The sequence below is a fragment of the Chryseobacterium sp. R2ACT005 genome, from assembly GCF_049949215.1.
Taxonomy (GTDB): domain Bacteria; phylum Bacteroidota; class Bacteroidia; order Flavobacteriales; family Weeksellaceae; genus Chryseobacterium.
This window is the reverse complement of the sequence record NZ_CP188192.1, coordinates 1,989,495-2,007,521: the sequence shown is the minus strand read 5'-3', so window position 1 is coordinate 2,007,521 and position 18,027 is coordinate 1,989,495. Positions and strand designations below refer to the sequence as shown.

The following is an 18,027-nucleotide window of genomic DNA, read 5'->3' as shown; positions in this document are numbered from 1 at the left end:
AAATGAACACCAACTTAAAAAATACAGTAAGCCAGGAAAATTGGAATCAGGCTAACAGAAATCTAATGGCCAAAACCATCGCAGAACTGATGCACGAAGAGCTTCTAAAGCCCGTAGTAACCTTTGAAGATAAAGACGGATATACTGTTTTTAAACTTGAAACCGGACTTGAAAATATTACGTACAACTTCCGCGGACAGGAGAGAATGATGGATTACTGGCATATTGATAAAGACAGCATTACAAAAACTGAAAACGGTGAAGACCTGTCATCAGTAGATGTAGCGGCTTTCTTTCTGGAAATGCAGTCTGTATTTGATTTAGATCCTTATACGATTGCAAGATATACGGAAGAGTTGCTGCACACATTATATTGTGATGCTTTAATTTTATCAAGAGGAGTAATGTCTTCAAAAGACCTTGCTGATGCAGATTATCAGACTGTGGAGCACAATATGACCGGACATCCGTGGGTTATTGTGAACAAAAGCAGACTTGGTTTTTCTCCAAGAGATCTTAAAACATTTGCCCCTGAGGCTGATGAAAATTTAAAAGTAATCTGGTTAGCTTCCCATAAAAGCAGATCATCATTTCAATCTTTGGAACATATTGACAGAGAGCAGTTTTATCGTTCTGAAATAGGAGATTTGCTGTATAATGAGTTTCAGCAGCAATTGATAAGCGAAGGAAAAATTGTTGAAGACTATCATTTTATCCCGGTACATCCATGGCAGTGGGAGCATAAGCTTCAGATTCATTTTGCCGGAGATATTGCTTCCGGGCTTTTAATCCAATTGGGAGAGGGAAATGATACCTACAGCCCGCAGCAGAGTATCCGTACTTTATTCAATGTAGATCATCCTAAAAAGAGATACCTGAAAACGGCTGTTTCTATTCTGAGCACAGGAAATATCAGAGGATTATCTCCTAAGCAGATGAAAATTGCTCCTGCCATTACCGATTGGGTAAAAGGCTTAATTAAAGACGATGCTTACCTTGAGAATAAAGAGACTATTTTCTTAGGAGAAGAAGCCGCTATCACTTATTTACATCCACAGTACGGAGCTATCGCCAGCGTTCCTTACCAATATAATGAATTCCTTGGAGCATTATGGAGAGAAAGTGCTGAAAACTATCTGAAAGAAGATGAGCAAATGGTAACCATGGCTTCTTTACTGTATGTAGACGAAAATGGAGTTCCATTGGTTCAGGCATTTGCAGAAAAAGCAGGCCTGAGTATTGAAAAATGGATTGAAAGCTATCTTGACGCTTATCTTACGCCATTACTACACATCTATTACACGCATTCATTATGTGTAACGCCACACGGAGAAAATATTATGGTTGTTTTGAAAAACGGAATTCCACAGAGAATTGTGATCAAAGATTTTGTGGATGATATCGTTTTAACAACTGAAGCCAGAGAAAAGCTTCCTGCTCACCTTGCAGATGGATTGATCCAGTCTTCCAATAAAGAAAACATTCCACTGTTTATTTTGCTTGGTGTTTTTGATGCTTTCTTCAGATATCTGTCGAATATCCTGCATACCTATTCCAACTTTAATGAAGAAACATTCTGGGAGCTGGTTCACAACTGTGTAGAAAACTATAAAGCTGAGAATACGCATCTCCAGGAACGATACGAAAAGTATGACCTGTATGTTCCTGCATTCAAAAGATTCTATATCAACAGTCTGCGTCTGAAAAACAATGGTTACAGCGAAAATAAAGCATTTGCGATTCCAAGAAAAGATGGAGCATTGCCTAATCCGTTGTATCAGATTGCCAATAAAAATTCAGTAGCAGCAGTATGAGGAAATTCCTGCATATACTAAAAGAAGGAGCGGTTTTTGCCTATGGAGCTATAGCCGGGAAAAAGGTCGAACTGACTTCCGGAAGCATCAACCGTTCCATCTTTAGCCTTGCCATTCCCATGGTGATGGAACTTGTCATGGAATCTGTTTTTGTGAGCGTCAATCTATTGATTATTGCAAAATTAGGAGACAAAGTTCTGGGCCTTGTGGGAATTACAGATAACTACATCAACTTTGCTTATGCCATAGCAGTAGGGTTAGGCATTGCTGCAGCTACTCTCACAGCCAGAAGAGCAGGTGAAAAAGATCAGGAAGGAATGGGCAGAACAGCTCAGTATATTATCCTTCTCGCCTTGTTTTTTGCTGTGCTTATTGGGGGTATCTCCTGTTATTTCTCCGCTGAAATTGTTGATTTCCTTGGTGTCAATGCCAATGCCGTAGTCGATGGAGTATCTTTTTCAAGACTGGTCTTTCTGAGTATAGGGCTTGTGATTCTCCGCCTGTCGGTGAACGGACTTTTCAGAGGTGCGGGTGATGCAGATATTGCAATGAAATCACTTTGGATCTGCCATATTTCCAATATCATCTTTGCCGTGATTCTTGTTTTCGGATTAGGGTTTATCCCTGCTTTCGGGTTGATGGGATTGGCTTATGCTACGGTTTTATCAAGAACGTTAGGAGTCTTATACCAGGCTTTTATATTTCTGTCCGGTAAAACCAGTATCAGCATCAGAGTTCCTTTTCAGCTTGATATACCATTGTTGCAGAAGATTCTGAAAATAGCCTTTGGAGGATTGGTTCAGTATATCATTCCAACATCCAGCTGGCTGATTATGGTGAAGATCATCTCTACCTTCGGAACAACAGCTCTTGCAGGATACATTATTGCCCAGCGTATTGCTTCAGTAGCAACGATGCCTGCCTGGGGCATAGGAAATGCAGCAGGAGTTCTTACAGGACAGAATCTGGGTGCAGGAGAGCCTGAGCGTGCAGAAAAAACAGTCTGGAGAGCAGGAACAATCAACATGACTTATCTGGTAATAGTAGCCTTATTCTGGCAGATTGCAGCGGAATATGTGGTGAAATTTTTCACTACAGAACCAGAGGTTGCAAGATATGCAGTTCAATATATCCATGTGGTTTCTATGGCTTACCTGCTGTTAGGATTCACCATGGTGATCAGCCGTGCTCTGAATGCGGCCGGAAACATTCTGCAGGTTACACTGCTGTACCTCGTCATGTTTTATGTGATTCAGCTTCCTTTGGCCTATCTCTTAGGAGTAAGGTTTCAGTGGGAACTGAGAGGAATATTTACCGCTATCGTTTCTTCGGAAATTGTCTTAGCCGTGTTATTCCTAATGATTTTTAGAAATGGAAAATGGAAAACTATAAAAATTTAAAATGAACAATACAGAAGAATTTTATGAAATTATCGCCTCTGCCATCGCCATAAAAAAAGAATTGGTAGATGAAAAACTAACGTATCAGGAAATCCCGGAATGGGATTCTATGTCTCATCTTCTTATCGTAGAAGCGCTTGAACAGTTTTATCAGATCAAATTTGATTTTAACGATATTCTTGAGATGGGAACCGTCGGGAAGATTCGCGAAAAAATGAAAAAATACGAAGTATTCGTAGAAAACTAAGCATATGAAAATTTTAGAAAATGTAATTGCCAATAAGAACTTGGGGTTTACAGATGCTTCCACCGGTACAACAATACCGGTGGGAACACTGTATCGGTCTTTAGGCTTAAATCCTGTAGAAAAAGGGCTGCTCTTTTTGTACAATGACAATCAGCTGTCCAGTATTGAGGTACTCCTCAATTTTTACGGAACAGCGCACACCATTGCGGTCCTGGGACAAAAGCTGCATGAAGAATTCAAAGCACGTATTGAGGCAGAATACCGTCCGAAATATATCTTTGATTCACAAAGAGAAGCTATTGAAGGATACAGCCTGAAAAAATTCTCAGACCACATCAGAATCTTTGCAAAAGATGATTATAAGAGTGAGATTACCATTCATCCTGACATTAAAATCCTTTTAAGTACCTCAGGAACAACAGGTGTTCCGAAACTGGTTAAATTATCAGATAAAAGCCTTTATCAGAATGCTTTGAGCATCCTTCAGTATATGCCTGTTCAGGAATCCGATGTGGTTCCTTTAAACGTTCCTATCAACTTTGTATATGGATTCTCTATTTTCACCACCAACTGTATGCGTGCCGGAAGAATTGTCTGTACAGATAAAGACATTATGCAGAAAGCATTCTGGGATGAAATGGAAGAGTATGGCTACAGTACTTTGGGCGGAGTTCCTTTCCTTTATGAGAACCTGAACAGAATAGGATTTTTCAGAAAAGATTCTCCAAGCCTAAGGTATTTTACTCATACCGGAGGCGTAATCAATGCTGAGCTTAGAAAAACCATTTTCTCTTATTGTCATGAATTTAAAAAAGAATTCTTTGCGCAATATGGTCAGACCGAAGCAGGAGGAAGAATGGCTTATCTTACCACAGAAGGATTGCTGGAAGCTGAAACCTCTATCGGAACTCCTGTACACAACGGAAGTTTCAGAATTGATACTGAAACCGATGAACTTCTCTTCTCACACATCAGTATTTTCGGAGGTTATGCCAATAAACTGGAGGATCTTGCCACTTATGAGCAACCTTCTGTACTGCATACCGGAGATACCGCCAGAAAAGGGGAGAACGGAATTTATTATATCACAGGAAGAATAAAGCGTATCATGAAGCTTTTCGGAATACGCCTTAATCTGGATGAGGTAGAATTCATTCTTAAAAATGAAATGCAGGGCAATACCTTCGTATGTCTGAACGCCAATGATAAAAAAATCGTTGTGTTGTATGACAATCCGGACATTGATCCTCAGATCATCACCGAAACCATTAAAAATAAACTGCGTATCAACCCGCAATATGTACGCACCGAACTTATAGAATCATTTCCATTATCACAAAACGGTAAAATAAACTATCCCCTGTTACAAAACTTACAGCATGAAAACATCTAAAACCCTTATATTACTTCTTGGTCTTGCTTTATCTTCAAACTCGCTTTCTGCACAACAGGGCGACAGAATTCATGGCAAGATCATGCTGACAGAACAGGCACCAGTAAAAAATGCAATTTTAAGACTTGTCAATACGTCTTATCAGGCAAAAACCAATAATTTAGGAGAATATTACTTTGAAAATGTACCACCTGGAGAATATACGCTTCAGGTGGTTTTAAATGACATCGAACTGATGAGGGAATCTATCCATATTCAGAAAGATGTCCACGAAATTCCTGCGATCTATGCCCCATTACATAATAATGTGATTGAGGGAATCACTGTATATGCAGTGAGCAGAAATAAATTTCTGGATAGAGACAGCACTTCAGTAGCTAAAATGCCTCTGAAAGTTCTTGAAAATCCACAGGCTTATACAAGCATCAACCAGCAGATCATGAAGGAACAGCTTACTTACGATATCTCGGAAGTACTGAAAAATGTTCCGGGTATGGTCAAAATGCAGGGAAGCCCGGGAAGAGGTTCAGGAGACGGAAGTTTCTATTACAGCCTTAGAGGTTTCCCAACCAAAGTATCCATGGTAGATGGTGTTCCGGCAAATACCAATGGTGAGATAGATCCTGCCGACATTGAGCGTCTGGAGGTGATCAAAGGGCCTTCAGGAACTCTATATGGAGGTGCTGTAACTTCTTTTGGAGGTCTTATCAATGCGGTAACCAAAAAACCAAAAGACTATTTCGGTGGCGAGGCTTCTTATCTTATGGGAAGCTATAATCTGAACCGTGTAACAGCTGATGTTTACGGCCCAATTACAGAATCCCGAAATATGCTGTTCCGCTTAAATGCAGCGTATCAATATCAGAATGGTTTCAGAGATTCTGAATTCAGAAAATCATTTTTTGTAGCACCTACAGTAAGTTATCAGGTGAATGACAGACTGAAATTCAACCTTGGAGCTCAGATTTACAATTATGAAGGAACCAATACACCGATTATTTTCCTTCCGAGAACAAGAGCTTATTTTGCTCATAATCCCGATGAACTTGGCTTCGACTGGAAAAGATCTTACTCCAATAATGATATGACCTTAAAAGCTCCGTCAATCAATGTAAAAGCAGAAGCTGTCTACAAAATTGCAGATAAATGGACTTCACAGACCTTGCTTTCAAGAAACTTCAGAAAAACAGAAGGTTTGTACCAATATCAGTTTATCAGAGGAAATACCAGTGATGCAATGTTAGAACGTAATGTACAGTGGCAGAATTCAGAAGCTTCTTCTACAAGTGTTCAACAAAACTTTAATGGAGAATTTAACATCGGAAAAATAAAAAATAAAGTCTTGATAGGATTAGATTATCTTAACCAGACAATTAATAATAACCATTCTCCAATTGTGGTATTCGACAATGTGGATGGACAAAACCTGACAGGCAGCTATGGAAGTATTTCCAAAGATCTTGCTCTACAGAAAATCCAGGCAGTTACTCAGGCAGCTATTTTAGTAGGTAAAACACCTTTAGTAAGAAATACCACTGCATCCAACCTGTATGGGGCTTATATTTCAAATGTAACTCACATTACTGACCGTTTGACTACATTGATCAGTTTGCGTATGGACCATTATGAAAGCAAAGGCCAGCTGAATCTGAACGATAACAAACGTGCAGGAGAATTCAACCAAACAGCGTGGTCTCCAAAAGTAGGTGTTGTTTACCAGATTCTTAAAGATCAACTCTCTGCTTATGGTAACTATATGAATGGTTTCAGTTATACAGCACCTGTTACGCAGCAATTGGCTGATTATAGCGGAGATATGAAACCACAGATGGCGAACCAGTGGGAAGTAGGAATCAAAGGAAACCTTTGGAGAAACAAGATTAACTTTACCGTTTCATATTACGACATTCTTGTTGACAATATCCAGAGAGGAACCGGAGTCATCCGTGACGGAAAAGAATACAGTATTGTTATTCAGGATGGACAGCAAAGAAGTAAAGGGATTGAAATCGAAACCATCATGAATCCTGTTCAGGGATTGAATATTATGGCGGGATATGCCTACAACCACAGCAGATATGAAAAAGCAGATCCAGCTGTAGATGGCCGCCGTCCGGAATCTGCAGGTCCAGCGAATGTATTCAATTCATGGATCAGTTATATTCTTCCTATCAGAGGATTTCAGGGACTTGGAGTTGGCTTTGGGGTAAACCGTGTAGGAAAACAGATTACCGGAAACAAGGTAGTTACCGGACAGTTTGCATTTCCTGCCTATACTTTAGTGAATGCTTCCATTTCTCTTGAAAAAGAAAGATACAGATTAGGATTTAAAATGAATAATCTGGGTAATGTACAATATTTTGCAGGGCAGGGAGTGGTAGTCGCACAGATGCCTCGTAATTTTGTTGCTGAGGTTAGCTTTAAATTTTAAGAATGAAGTTAAAGTTTAGAAAAATAGCATATCAGTTACATCTATGGCTCGGACTAACGTCCGGGCTTATAGTTGTTATTATGGCTGCTACAGGATGTATCCTGGCTTTTGAAGAAGAATTAAAACACATTGTTCACCCCAACAGATATTTCGTTGAAAACATCGGTAGAAAAAAACTTGAATTATCTCAACTTACGGAAAAAGCAGAAAAAGCACTTCCTGAAGGGCTGAAAGTCAAAAGAGTGGTAATGTCTTCCGATCCCTCGCGAACCTATGTCTTCCGAACGCTGAAAATGGATGAGGAAGCATGGACGTATTGGGGGACTTATCTTTATTATTACCGGATTTATATAGATCCCTACAATGGAAAAGTGCAGGAAGTAGAAGATGCCAAAAAAGATTTCTTTGAAATTGTGCTGGATCTTCACAGAAGACTTCTGCTGGGAGAAAAAATAGGAAAAACAATTACCGGTTATTCCACATTGATTTTTGCAATTATCCTTTTATCGGGGCTTGTGATATGGTATCCCCGCAAAATGAGTAAAGCCATGCTGAAAGGAATGTTTTTCATTAAAACATCAGCCAATTGGAAAAGGATCAACTATGACGCTCATAATGTGCTGGGTTTCTATGCTGTGATTCCTTTACTCTTAATCTCTTATTCCGCATTGATATGGAGCTTTGAAGATGTAGACAAATGGGTAAAGAATACACTGAACGGAAACACTACAGAAAAGAAAGTCAAAAGTACCATCCCTTCCGAAGAATTTTCAGACCGGAATAACATCCTCAATCTGATTGGAAATACCATGGAAAAAGGACTGAAAGATAAGAAATCAGCACTTATCAATTTTCCAAGATCGGAAGAGGGAACGTATTATGCTGAACTTACTTATGATGGAAGACAATACAGAAATGAACATTTTAATTTTGATCAGTATTCAGGAAATATTTTAAAATCTCAATCTTATAAAAACAAAAATATCGGATATGGAACCGCATTAAGAGAAAGAAATTATGATCTTCACACCGGAAGTATTCTGGGACTGACTACCAGAATTATTTATTTTCTGGCCGCTGTTATCGCACTATCACTTCCCATTACCGGATTTATCATTTATTTGAATAAGAAAAAGAAGAAACCAAAACATAAGAAAAACAAAGTAATTTTTCCTTCTCATTATCAGTAAAGGCCTCTGGAAAGAGGCTTTTACTTTTTTTTAAAACCACAAAAGTCACAAAAGTTTTATTTTAAAAACACATTAGTTCACTTAAGTAAGTTTAAAAAGATACCGCAGAAAAGTTCACATAAGAAGAAAATCAAAGATTTTTTCAAAACTTAGGTGTACTTTATTATGTATGAAATTTAGCTTTAAAAAACTTAATCGGTTAAGAACTTTTGTGACTTTGTGATCAAAAATAATCAATTTAAAAGGTTAGAACTTCATATTATCCAGTATCAATTTTATCGAAGATAAAATCCTCGCGCCTTAAAACACATTGTTTTGGCCCTTATTTGCGCCTTCGCGTTTTCCAACTAATAAAATAATCAGCTTATCAATCCCTTCACATTTTTTGAAAAAACCTCAATCCCTTTGTTCATCTCTTCAAAATTAAGATCACCAAACCCCAGTCGCATGGCGGTAAGACCTTTATTCTGATACAACAGTGTTTTAGGAATGAAAAGATTGTCTTTTGCACAGTTTCGGCTCAATTGCATCAGATTCAGTGGAATATTCCATTCCAGCCAAATGGCAAGACCACCGGAAGGCTTTTGAAACGTAATAAAATCACCCAGGTTTTCTTCCAGAAGCGCAGAAAAATAATCACGCCTTTCCTGATAAACTTTTAAAGATTTTTTCAGATAGCGGTTGATTTCCCCTTCTGCAATCATTTCTCCAAGAGCTCTTTCCATTAGAATATCACCCTGACGGTCAATAATTCCCAGATATTTACGCATTTCTGTCATCAGATTTTCCGGAGCCACGATAAATCCTGTCCTGAATCCAGGAGCCAGTGATTTTCCGAAAGAACCGATATAGATTACCATTCCGTTTGTATCAGCACTGGCTAAAGGAAGAATGGGACTCTTGTCATAATGAAACTCATAATCATAATCGTCTTCCAGAATAATAAATCCGTATTCATTCGCTAGTTCCAATAATTCAAATCTTCTCTGGGCGCTCAAAGCAACCGTAGTAGGATAGTGGTGATGAGGTGTCAGGTAAAGCATCCGTATTTTCTGCTTTTTGCAGGCTTCGCGCACGCTTTCTACGATGATCCCTTCTTCATCAATGGGAATAGAAACAATATCAACACCCGCTTTCATAAAAATCATATTGACGGAAAAATAACTTAAAGCTCCTACTAATACAATATCGCCAGCCGAAAGAAGAATTTCGGAAACAATATAAATACTCATTTCAGTACTTCTGGTAATGAGCAGATTGTTCTTGGAAATAGGAAGTCCACGGGAGAGATTCAGATATTGTGATAAATGTTCTTTAAAAAATTCACTTCCATCATGATTATAATGTCCTAAAGCCTTCTGATTAGATTTACGCTTCAAAATAGAGCTATAAAACCGGGAATGCTGCCCGATCTGTGTCAAACGGATATCCGGCACCCCATCATTGAAGATATATTCACAGTCCGAATGTTCAAAAGGATTATCAAGAATATTGGATGTTTTGAATGAAAAACCGGTCGATATTGGATAGTTTTGAAGGTTATTTTCCTCAAAATCGTTCACTTTTACAGGTTTTTCCTGATCCTTTCCAATGACAAATGTTCCTTTATTCGGAAAACTCTCTGTCCAGCCCTGAGCCGACAATTCATCATACACAGCAACAGCTGTATTTCTATGGATTTCCAGCATTTCACTGAACGTTCTTGTTCCGGGAAGCTTTGTTCCAAAAGGAAGGAATCCTCTCTGAATGGCATTGATCAATTGATTCGCAATCTGCAAATAGATAGAAGTCTCTGATTTTCTATCAATCTTTATAAAACTTTCGTAAGGAATCTTAACCGGACTATCCATAATATCAAAACTGGCACCATACAACCATCCGGCAATATACTACTTTTGACATCAAAATAAAAATCTATGGAATTTCATCATCTGTTAAAAAAAATTGTACAGGAAGGAAGTACCCACGCCAAATGGCTGAATACACTTTCTTTCATGGAAAATGCCGGTGCAAGAAAAATATCAAAATGTGAACATCCAACTCTGGTTTCTCAGATCCAGCTGAAACATGCTGCTGAAGAGCACCGCCATGCTTATTATCTAAAAAAACAGATCGGGAAAATAGATCCTGAATTATGTAAAACCTACGAAAGTACAGAACTTCTGGCTCCCATAGCAACAAGCCAATATCTTCACTCATTGGATATTAAAGCCTGCCGCTATCTTCAGAAAGCTTTTAATCTTAATAAAACAGATATTAAATATGCCGCATACCTTTTTGTAACCTATGCTATTGAGGTACGTGCTGATGAACTTTATCCTGTCTACCAGCAGGTTCTTACCGAAGCTTCTTCCAGAATTATGGTAAAATCTATTATTCTTGAGGAAGAAGGCCATCTTGAAGAAATGATCAACCAGCTTAATGAATTTTCATCAGACTGGAAAAAGCATGCAGACCATGTTTTAACAATAGAAAAAGACCTGCACGAAGAATGGATTAATGCTGTTACAGAAGAAGTAGCTCAGTTGAATTATGCTTAGTAATAGCAATCGCTTTCAGGAATCTCTTAACAAAAGAAAAGAGGAAGGAACATTAAGACGTTTGCGACTTCAATCTGATGGAATTGATTTCTACTCCAATGACTATCTGGGATTTGCAAAAAGTAAAGAACTTCAGCATTTACTACTGCAAAAGATTACAGATAATCCTCAATTGCTTTCAGGAAGTACAGGTTCGAGACTCATTAGTGGAAACAATGATATTGCGGTTTCTGTAGAAAATTATATTGCTCAGATGCATCAGTTTGAATCTGCATTACTTTTTCCGTCTGGATATAATGCCAATCTGGCCTTGTTTTCTACGCTTCCCAGCCGTCATGATATAATTATTGTAGACGAACAGATTCATCGGTCGGTACATGATGCCTGCAAACTGTCGAATGCTAAAAAATTAAAGTTCAGGCATAATGATCTTGAGGATATTGAAAACATTTTAAAAAGACAGGAAAACCAATGCTATATTGCCATAGAAAGTCTTTACTCTATGGAGGGAGATTTTGCTCCTATTCAGGAAATTGCTGAGCTTGCTGATCAGTATAATGCCTATTTGATTGTGGATGAAGCCCATGCATTTGGAGTTTTCGGATATGGATTGATTGAAAAATATCAGTTACAACATCAGGTTTCAGCAGTTGTGGTGACCTATGGAAAAGCACTCGGAGCCCATGGAGCAGCAATCCTCTGCAATGAAACAGTAAAATCTTATCTGATTAATTTTGCGAGTCCGTTCATTTATAGCACATCCGCACAGGATTTTCAGTGGATGAGTATAAAAACAGGATATGAATTTTTAGATCAAAATCATGACCTGGCGATAAAACTTCAGGACAATATTAAAATTTTCCGAAGCCAAAATCTAGAGTCTCCATCAATGGAAACAAGCCCGGTTCAGGCTATTGTAATTCCTGATAATCAAAAACTGAAACAATTACAGGATACTTTATCTGAGGAAGGATTCTTAGCCTATGCGATATATAGCCCCACAGTAAAAGAAGGAAGTGAACGATTGCGGATATGTCTTCACAGCTTTAATACAGAAAAGGAAATTATAAAACTGACAGGAATTATTAAAGAATTTATTTAAAAGAAAAGAGGAGAAATAAAGCAATTTTCTCAAAAAACTTCCAAACCCCGGAACACGAATCCCGAATCTCGAAACACATGAAATTATTTATAACAGGAATAGGAACCGAAATCGGAAAAACAGTCTGCTCGGCTGTTTTGGTTCAGCATTTTAAAACAGAATACTGGAAACCCATACAGTCCGGGGATCTGCAGTATACGGACAGTGATAAAATTGAAGCATGGACAGACACGAACTTCTGTCATCCGGAAACTTTCCGCTTACAGCTGGCTGCATCACCACATCAGTCCGCAAGAGAAGAAAATATTACCATAAATCTGAATGATTTTCAACTCCCAAAAACCGGAAACCCATTGATTGTAGAAGGAGCAGGGGGCCTTATGGTGCCCTTATCTGACTCTACATTCATGATCGATCTGATAGAAGAATTAAACCTTCCGGCTGCATTGGTAGTCAGAAATTATCTCGGATGTATCAATCACAGCTTATTATCAATCATAGCATTACAACAGAGAGAGATCCCATTGGAATATTTAATTCTTAACGGAGATTTCCCGGAAGATACAGAAAGAGTAATCTGCAGTTTTATTGAAAAAGAAACAAAAATTATAAAGATTCCCGAAATCAACACTACTGATAAGGAATCTATAAAACATGCTGCAAAGCAATTAACAATAACAAAAATAGGATAATGGATACAAAAACAACATTGAGAAACACCTGGACTAAAGAAGAGATTGAGGAAATTTATCATCTTCCTCTGATGGAGCTGATCTATAAGGCAGCCACCGTACACCGCGAATGGCATGATCCTTCTGAAGTACAGATCTCCACTTTATTATCCATCAAAACCGGCGGATGTCCTGAAGACTGTTCATACTGCGGACAGGCAGCCCGTTATCACACGAATATCAAAGTACAGGCTTTGCTGCCAACTGAAACTGTAATTGCCCATGCTCAGAAAGCAAAAGATTCCGGATCTTCAAGATTCTGTATGGCTGCAGCATGGCGTGAAGTTCGTAACAACCGTGACTTTGACAGGGTGATTGACATGGTAAAAGGCGTAAATGATCTAGGTCTTGAAGTTTGCTGTACACTGGGAATGCTTACTGAAGAACAGGCTATCAGACTACAGGAAGCTGGATTATATGCGTACAATCACAACCTTGACACCTCTGAGCAATATTATGAAGAGATCATTTCTACCAGAACATTTGACAACAGGATCAATACCATCAACAATGTAAGAAATGCAGGAATCACCGTGTGCTCCGGAGGAATTATCGGACTGGGTGAAACCCACAGAGACAGAATTTCAATGCTTCTGACATTAGCAACAATGCCAAAACATCCGGAATCTGTTCCTATCAATGCATTAGCAAGAGTAGCAGGAACACCTTTAGAGGATAATGAAAAAGTAGATACCTGGGAAATGGTAAGAATGATTGCTACCGCAAGAATCGTAATGCCGTCTTCTATGGTAAGATTAAGTGCCGGCCGTATAGAAATGTCTGAGACAGAACAGGCTTGGTGCTTTATGGCAGGAGCTAATTCCATTTTCACAGGAGAAAGAGAAACATTATTGGTAACGCCTAATCCGGGAGTTTCTGAAGATATGCAGATGCTTCAGACATTAGGATTGAAACCTATGATGAAAAAAGAAACTTGCTGCTAAAAAATTACGAATGATAAATTATGAGTGATGAGCTGGATTGTTAGTATTCTGATTTTTATTGCAGCATTGATATCTGATTTCATTGATATGAACATTAGTTTTTAGCGCTAAGGTTCGCAAAGAAAGATTTATTAATTGTGAAAACATTTCGCTCGCAAAGGCATTCTATTCAGCAAGGTAGAATGTTTATTATTGCTTAGTGAAGCGCCTTTGCGAACTTAAAAACAGCATTAAATTAAAAAACTTAGCGATCATAGCGTTAAAATTAAAGTACTACGTCACTCATTTTTACTCTTTACATCAATATATGAATACAATAACAAAAGAAATCAGCCTGCAGCAAAGAGATAAAGCGGTCAACTGGCATCCGTATACGCAGATGAAAACAGCTGACGATATTATTCCTATTGTAAAAGGAAAAGGAATTTACCTGTATGATAACGAAGGAAAAAAATATCTGGATGTCGTTTCATCTTGGTGGGTGACTTTGCACGGCCATTCTCACCCTTATATTGCACAACGCGTTTTTGAACAGTTAAATACACTGGAACAGGTTATTTTTGCAGGATTTACCCATGAACCCGCTGTAAAGCTTTCTGAAAATTTACTCAAACTTCTTCCGGCTGGCCAGGAAAAGGTCTTTTACTCGGATAATGGCTCTACAGCAGTAGAAGTTGCTTTAAAAATGTGTATTCAATATGCATACAATAAAGAGAAAAAGAAGACGAAGATTTTAGCTTTTAAAAATGCTTATCACGGGGATACTTTCGGAGCCATGTCTGTAAGTGAAAAAAGTTTCTGGACAAGACCTTTCGAAAGCATGCTGTTTGAAGTTGTTTTTATTGATACGCCTAATGCAGAAAACCTGGAAAGCCTGCAAAAGCAGATTAAAGATCTGGCTGATGAAGTGGCTTGCTTTATCTATGAGCCATTAGTTCAGGGTGCTGCAGGAATGTTGATGTATAAAGCTGAAGACCTTGGCCAGCTAATGAAATTCTGCAGGGAAGAGGGGATTCTTATGATCCAGGATGAAGTTTTTACAGGATTTGGAAGAACGGGTAAGCTTTTCGCAGCAGATTATCTTACAGAAAAACCGGATATTATGTGTTTTTCAAAAGGACTTACCGGAGGAACTATGCCCATGGGAATCACGACTTGTTCTGATGAAATTTACAATGCCTTTCTTTCAGATGATCGTCATAAAACCTTATTTCACGGGCATTCGTTTACAGCCAATCCTTTAGCCTGTACAGCGGCTCTTGCCAGCATGGAACTATTACTTACAAACGAAACTCAAATGAATATCAACCGCATCACTCATCAACATTCAGAGTTTGCAAAAGCACTTGCTTTTCATCCTCATGTAGAAAAGGTTCGTCAGATCGGAACTATTTTAGCTTTCGATTTTAAAACCGGGAATGGTACTTCTTATTTCAATGAAATAGGGAAGAAGCTTTACAATGAATTCTTAAAAAGAGGGATTATTATGAGGCCGCTGGGGAATGTAATCTATCTGGTTCCGCCATATTGTATTACTTCCGAAGAATTGGATTTTGTATATCAGAATATTATGGAAGTTCTGGATCAGTTTAGAGATTAAACGATCTCTTCAGGTAATAATTTTTTTTAATTTTTTTAAACCTTATAGATTTTGGAAATCTATAAGGTTTTTAGGGTTTTATATTCAGCGTTTTATTTTCGCAATAATTGCCTGATTGTCTTAGAGCTCTTGCTCAGCTTTCCTTAAAATACCAATCAGCTCTTTCAATTCTTCTTTACTGAATTCAAGCAAATTCTGATTATAATGGCTTGACGGAATTTTTATATAGTTGACCCAGGATGAAAGTTTCTCACGATAAACACTCCCAAATTCAATATTACTCATGGTGATAAACTTATATTTGGTTTCCTGATTTGATTTTTCATTTTCTTTCTGTTCCACAGTACGAAGAGCCTGGATAAGCTTCCCCAATTCATTTTTATCAATCGTAAGGGTCTTTTTCGATATTTCGTCAAAAGTTTCATATTCATACATTATCCCCAGAAAAGTTTCTGATGAGTTATCCGAAGCGTCTTTTGTTTCAATTTTTTGAATATTCAGGTTTTTAAACTTACCTACATTAATGATTTTCTTCTCAATTAATGTCCCTTTTCTAGAATTGATGGTAAGTCCGCGAGATGTTGTTGTAGATCTTTGAACAGGAGGTGGTGCAATTTGAGCAGCTGCCCATACACCTGATACACAGGAAATCATAATGATGATTCTTTTCATTGATAGAATTATTATTAGTTTTTTAAATATATATTTTTTCTACTTCTTAATTAGCTTTTTTGTGGAAAATCTTCCATTTTCAAAAATAGTTTTTACAAAATACACTCCTTCAGAAAGGTCAGAAACATCAGCATTATTTTCTATTACAGTTTTTAATAATTTTCCACCAACAGAATAGATCTCTATTTTATCAATTTTTTCTTTTGATTGATAAGCTAAATAATGTTGTACTGGGCTTTCAAAAGTAATTTCAGGATTGTTTTTTACCGTTCCTTTTGTTGCTAATGTAGCAGTACCGTTTATAAGATATTTTACAATATTTAATGTTTCTCCATCGGTGCTCACAATGATATTATTATCAAAAACCTTTATTGCATTAATATTATGATAGACTAAATTAGGATCATTTTCTATATATTCTCCAAATACAGGATCAACAGTTCCATTTTGATTTAGCTTAGAGATATAATAATAAGTGTAGCCACTATTATTAAGGTCAGCAAAGCCCGCAATATAATAAGAACCATTTTTTTCATAGATATCACGGAATTCAAGTCCAACAATACCATTATAATTAAATGTGGTATCTGGTGTACCATCGGCATTAAGCCTTCCTAAAGCAGGTGGTGTCTGCCACATTAAATCATTCTTTGCATATACAATTTTATTGGCAGAATCTACTTTTACAATGCTGGGGTCACCACTAAACAAAACTTCTCCATTGTTACCAAAACCAGTCATAGGCTGCCCGTCAACAGTGTATTTTTTTATTGTACCATTTCCAAAAAAAAGAAGATTAAGCTGGTTATCTAAAATGATCCGAGGAAGATAAGGACTCTGAAAAGGATTCTGTTGATAAGTCAGTATTTCTCCGTTATTCCCAAAGCTATTGTCTGATGTACCATCCGAATTTAATCTCAATGTATGAGTTTTCCCGTCAGTTTGTCCAAAAGAATCCATACTTATTCCTGAAACAAGAATTTTATTTCCCTGCTGTATAAGATTAGTTAATTCAAAAGAAACTGATAAATTGGCTAATACCTTTATTCCTCCATTTCCAAATGAAGGGTCTAACTGCCCATTCGGAAGTAATCGAATTACATCCAAATAACACATATTGTTTGTAGAACCATATCGTTTGAGCAGTAAAGTTAATTTATCATCGGCATGTCTTATAAATCCAGCAAGAGAACCATCATTGTAATTCAATGCAATGTTGCCATTCGTGCCAAAAGTCAAATCTAAAGAGCCACTGTAATTTGTCGCTTTAGAAATAATTAATTGGTTGGTGCCGGTATTATAGGATTTATAGAATACTGAATTTGTCGCTGCAGTCAATTCTCCTGCATAAGAGCTTCCCGTTCCTAAATATGAGCTTCCTGCTGGAAGGGTATAAATCCCGTTCGAAGCAAACGCAGGATCTTTGGAAATAATTTGTGCAAAAGAAGCTTGTGCCACGAGAGTAAGCACAAATAATAATTGTTTTTTCATTGTTTGGTTTTTTTAATAAAATTTTGAGGTTATAATGTAACCTGTGTAAGTATAATTTTTAGATTGTGTTTTCAAATGTATGATAAAATTTTAGAAAAGTAAAAAGATACTCAGCTTTTTGCTTTACTCCAGTCCATTTCCCCATGAATGAAGCTCAGAAAGAATAGGACCAAGCTTTTGACCTTTTTCAGTTAACTTGTAATATACTTCAGGCGGAAAATTATAGACTTCAATCCGTTCAATAATAAGGTCGTCTTCAAGCTGCTTCAATTGCTCTGCAAGTACTTTCTTGGAAACCCGGGGCATACTTCGCCAAAGTTCTACAAAACGTACTTTATCTTCTTCAAAAAGGTTATGCAGAATCAGTGGTTTCCATTTCCCTGAAAGAATATTCAGGCTTCGTCTCAATCCACAGTTTTTAAATTCTTCAAAATTCATATGTCAGTTGAATATTTATGGTTAACCTTTTGGT

At 37.5% G+C, this 18,027-nt stretch carries 15 protein-coding genes; 11 read left to right on the top strand and 4 right to left on the bottom strand.

The annotated features are described in order from the left end of the window. The first annotated feature begins 2 nt into the window (after positions 1-2). From ACPF63_RS09230 to ACPF63_RS09205, 6 genes are read left to right on the top strand one after another with little or no spacing between them, the layout of a single operon-like run. Entirely contained in the window at positions 3-1,814 is a 1,812-nt protein-coding gene (locus tag ACPF63_RS09230) for an IucA/IucC family protein (RefSeq protein WP_426482785.1), read from the top strand. Next, positions 1,811-3,214, top strand: coding sequence for an MATE family efflux transporter (locus tag ACPF63_RS09225; RefSeq protein ID WP_180563746.1), 1,404 nt, complete (start codon positions 1,811-1,813; stop codon positions 3,212-3,214). The genes ACPF63_RS09230 and ACPF63_RS09225 overlap by 4 nt, the downstream gene beginning before the upstream one ends. A 1-nt stretch (position 3,215) precedes the next feature. After that, entirely contained in the window at positions 3,216-3,461 is a 246-nt protein-coding gene (locus tag ACPF63_RS09220; RefSeq protein WP_426482784.1) for an acyl carrier protein, read from the top strand. A 4-nt stretch (positions 3,462-3,465) separates the two neighbouring features. Beyond that, positions 3,466-4,854 (top strand): AMP-binding protein, encoded by a 1,389-nt coding sequence (locus tag ACPF63_RS09215; protein WP_426482783.1) that lies wholly within the window; start codon positions 3,466-3,468, stop codon positions 4,852-4,854. Next, positions 4,841-7,285 carry a TonB-dependent siderophore receptor gene (locus tag ACPF63_RS09210; protein WP_426482782.1) on the top strand — a complete coding sequence of 815 codons (2,445 nt, stop codon included), beginning with the start codon at positions 4,841-4,843 and terminating at the stop codon, positions 7,283-7,285. The genes ACPF63_RS09215 and ACPF63_RS09210 overlap by 14 nt, the downstream gene beginning before the upstream one ends. A gap of 2 nt (positions 7,286-7,287) precedes the next feature. After that, on the top strand, positions 7,288-8,475 hold the full coding sequence (locus tag ACPF63_RS09205; RefSeq protein WP_426482781.1) for a PepSY-associated TM helix domain-containing protein: 1,188 nt from the start codon (positions 7,288-7,290) through the stop codon (positions 8,473-8,475). Positions 8,476-8,834: 359 nt separating this feature from the next. Here ACPF63_RS09205 and ACPF63_RS09200 read toward each other — a convergent pair whose 3' ends face one another. Next, a complete protein-coding gene (locus ACPF63_RS09200) occupies positions 8,835-10,325 on the bottom strand; it encodes a PLP-dependent aminotransferase family protein (protein WP_426482780.1) in 1,491 nt (496 codons plus the stop codon). Positions 10,326-10,391: 66 nt separating this feature from the next. Between ACPF63_RS09200 and ACPF63_RS09195 the strand changes: the two genes are divergently transcribed. From ACPF63_RS09195 to bioA, 5 genes are all read left to right on the top strand, one after another. After that, positions 10,392-11,015 (top strand): hypothetical protein, encoded by a 624-nt coding sequence (locus tag ACPF63_RS09195; protein WP_426482779.1) that lies wholly within the window; start codon positions 10,392-10,394, stop codon positions 11,013-11,015. Next, entirely contained in the window at positions 11,008-12,117 is a 1,110-nt protein-coding gene (locus ACPF63_RS09190) for an aminotransferase class I/II-fold pyridoxal phosphate-dependent enzyme (protein WP_426482778.1), read from the top strand. Before ACPF63_RS09195 ends, ACPF63_RS09190 begins: the two co-directional genes overlap by 8 nt. 77 nt (positions 12,118-12,194) lie before the next feature. Further along, complete coding sequence (gene bioD / locus ACPF63_RS09185; RefSeq protein WP_426482777.1) at positions 12,195-12,809, top strand: dethiobiotin synthase; 615 nt, start codon at positions 12,195-12,197, stop codon at positions 12,807-12,809. After that, entirely contained in the window at positions 12,809-13,792 is a 984-nt protein-coding gene (gene bioB / locus ACPF63_RS09180; RefSeq protein ID WP_077417385.1) for a biotin synthase BioB, read from the top strand. The genes bioD and bioB overlap by 1 nt, the downstream gene beginning before the upstream one ends. A gap of 307 nt (positions 13,793-14,099) precedes the next feature. Continuing rightward, positions 14,100-15,392 carry an adenosylmethionine--8-amino-7-oxononanoate transaminase gene (bioA, locus tag ACPF63_RS09175; protein WP_426482776.1) on the top strand — a complete coding sequence of 431 codons (1,293 nt, stop codon included), beginning with the start codon at positions 14,100-14,102 and terminating at the stop codon, positions 15,390-15,392. 120 nt (positions 15,393-15,512) lie between these two features. On the opposite strand, the gene ACPF63_RS09170 is transcribed toward bioA, so the two are convergent. The 3 genes from ACPF63_RS09170 to ACPF63_RS09160 form a co-directional block, all read right to left on the bottom strand. After that, positions 15,513-16,064: a hypothetical protein gene (locus ACPF63_RS09170; protein ID WP_426482775.1), complete on the bottom strand. Its 552-nt coding sequence runs from the start codon at positions 16,062-16,064 to the stop codon at positions 15,513-15,515. Between the two features lie 39 nt (positions 16,065-16,103). Continuing rightward, a complete protein-coding gene (locus tag ACPF63_RS09165) occupies positions 16,104-17,555 on the bottom strand; it encodes a T9SS type A sorting domain-containing protein (RefSeq protein ID WP_426482774.1) in 1,452 nt (483 codons plus the stop codon). Between the two features lie 123 nt (positions 17,556-17,678). After that, complete coding sequence (locus tag ACPF63_RS09160) at positions 17,679-17,993, bottom strand: winged helix-turn-helix transcriptional regulator (RefSeq protein ID WP_077417377.1); 315 nt, start codon at positions 17,991-17,993, stop codon at positions 17,679-17,681. Positions 17,994-18,027 lie beyond the last annotated feature (34 nt).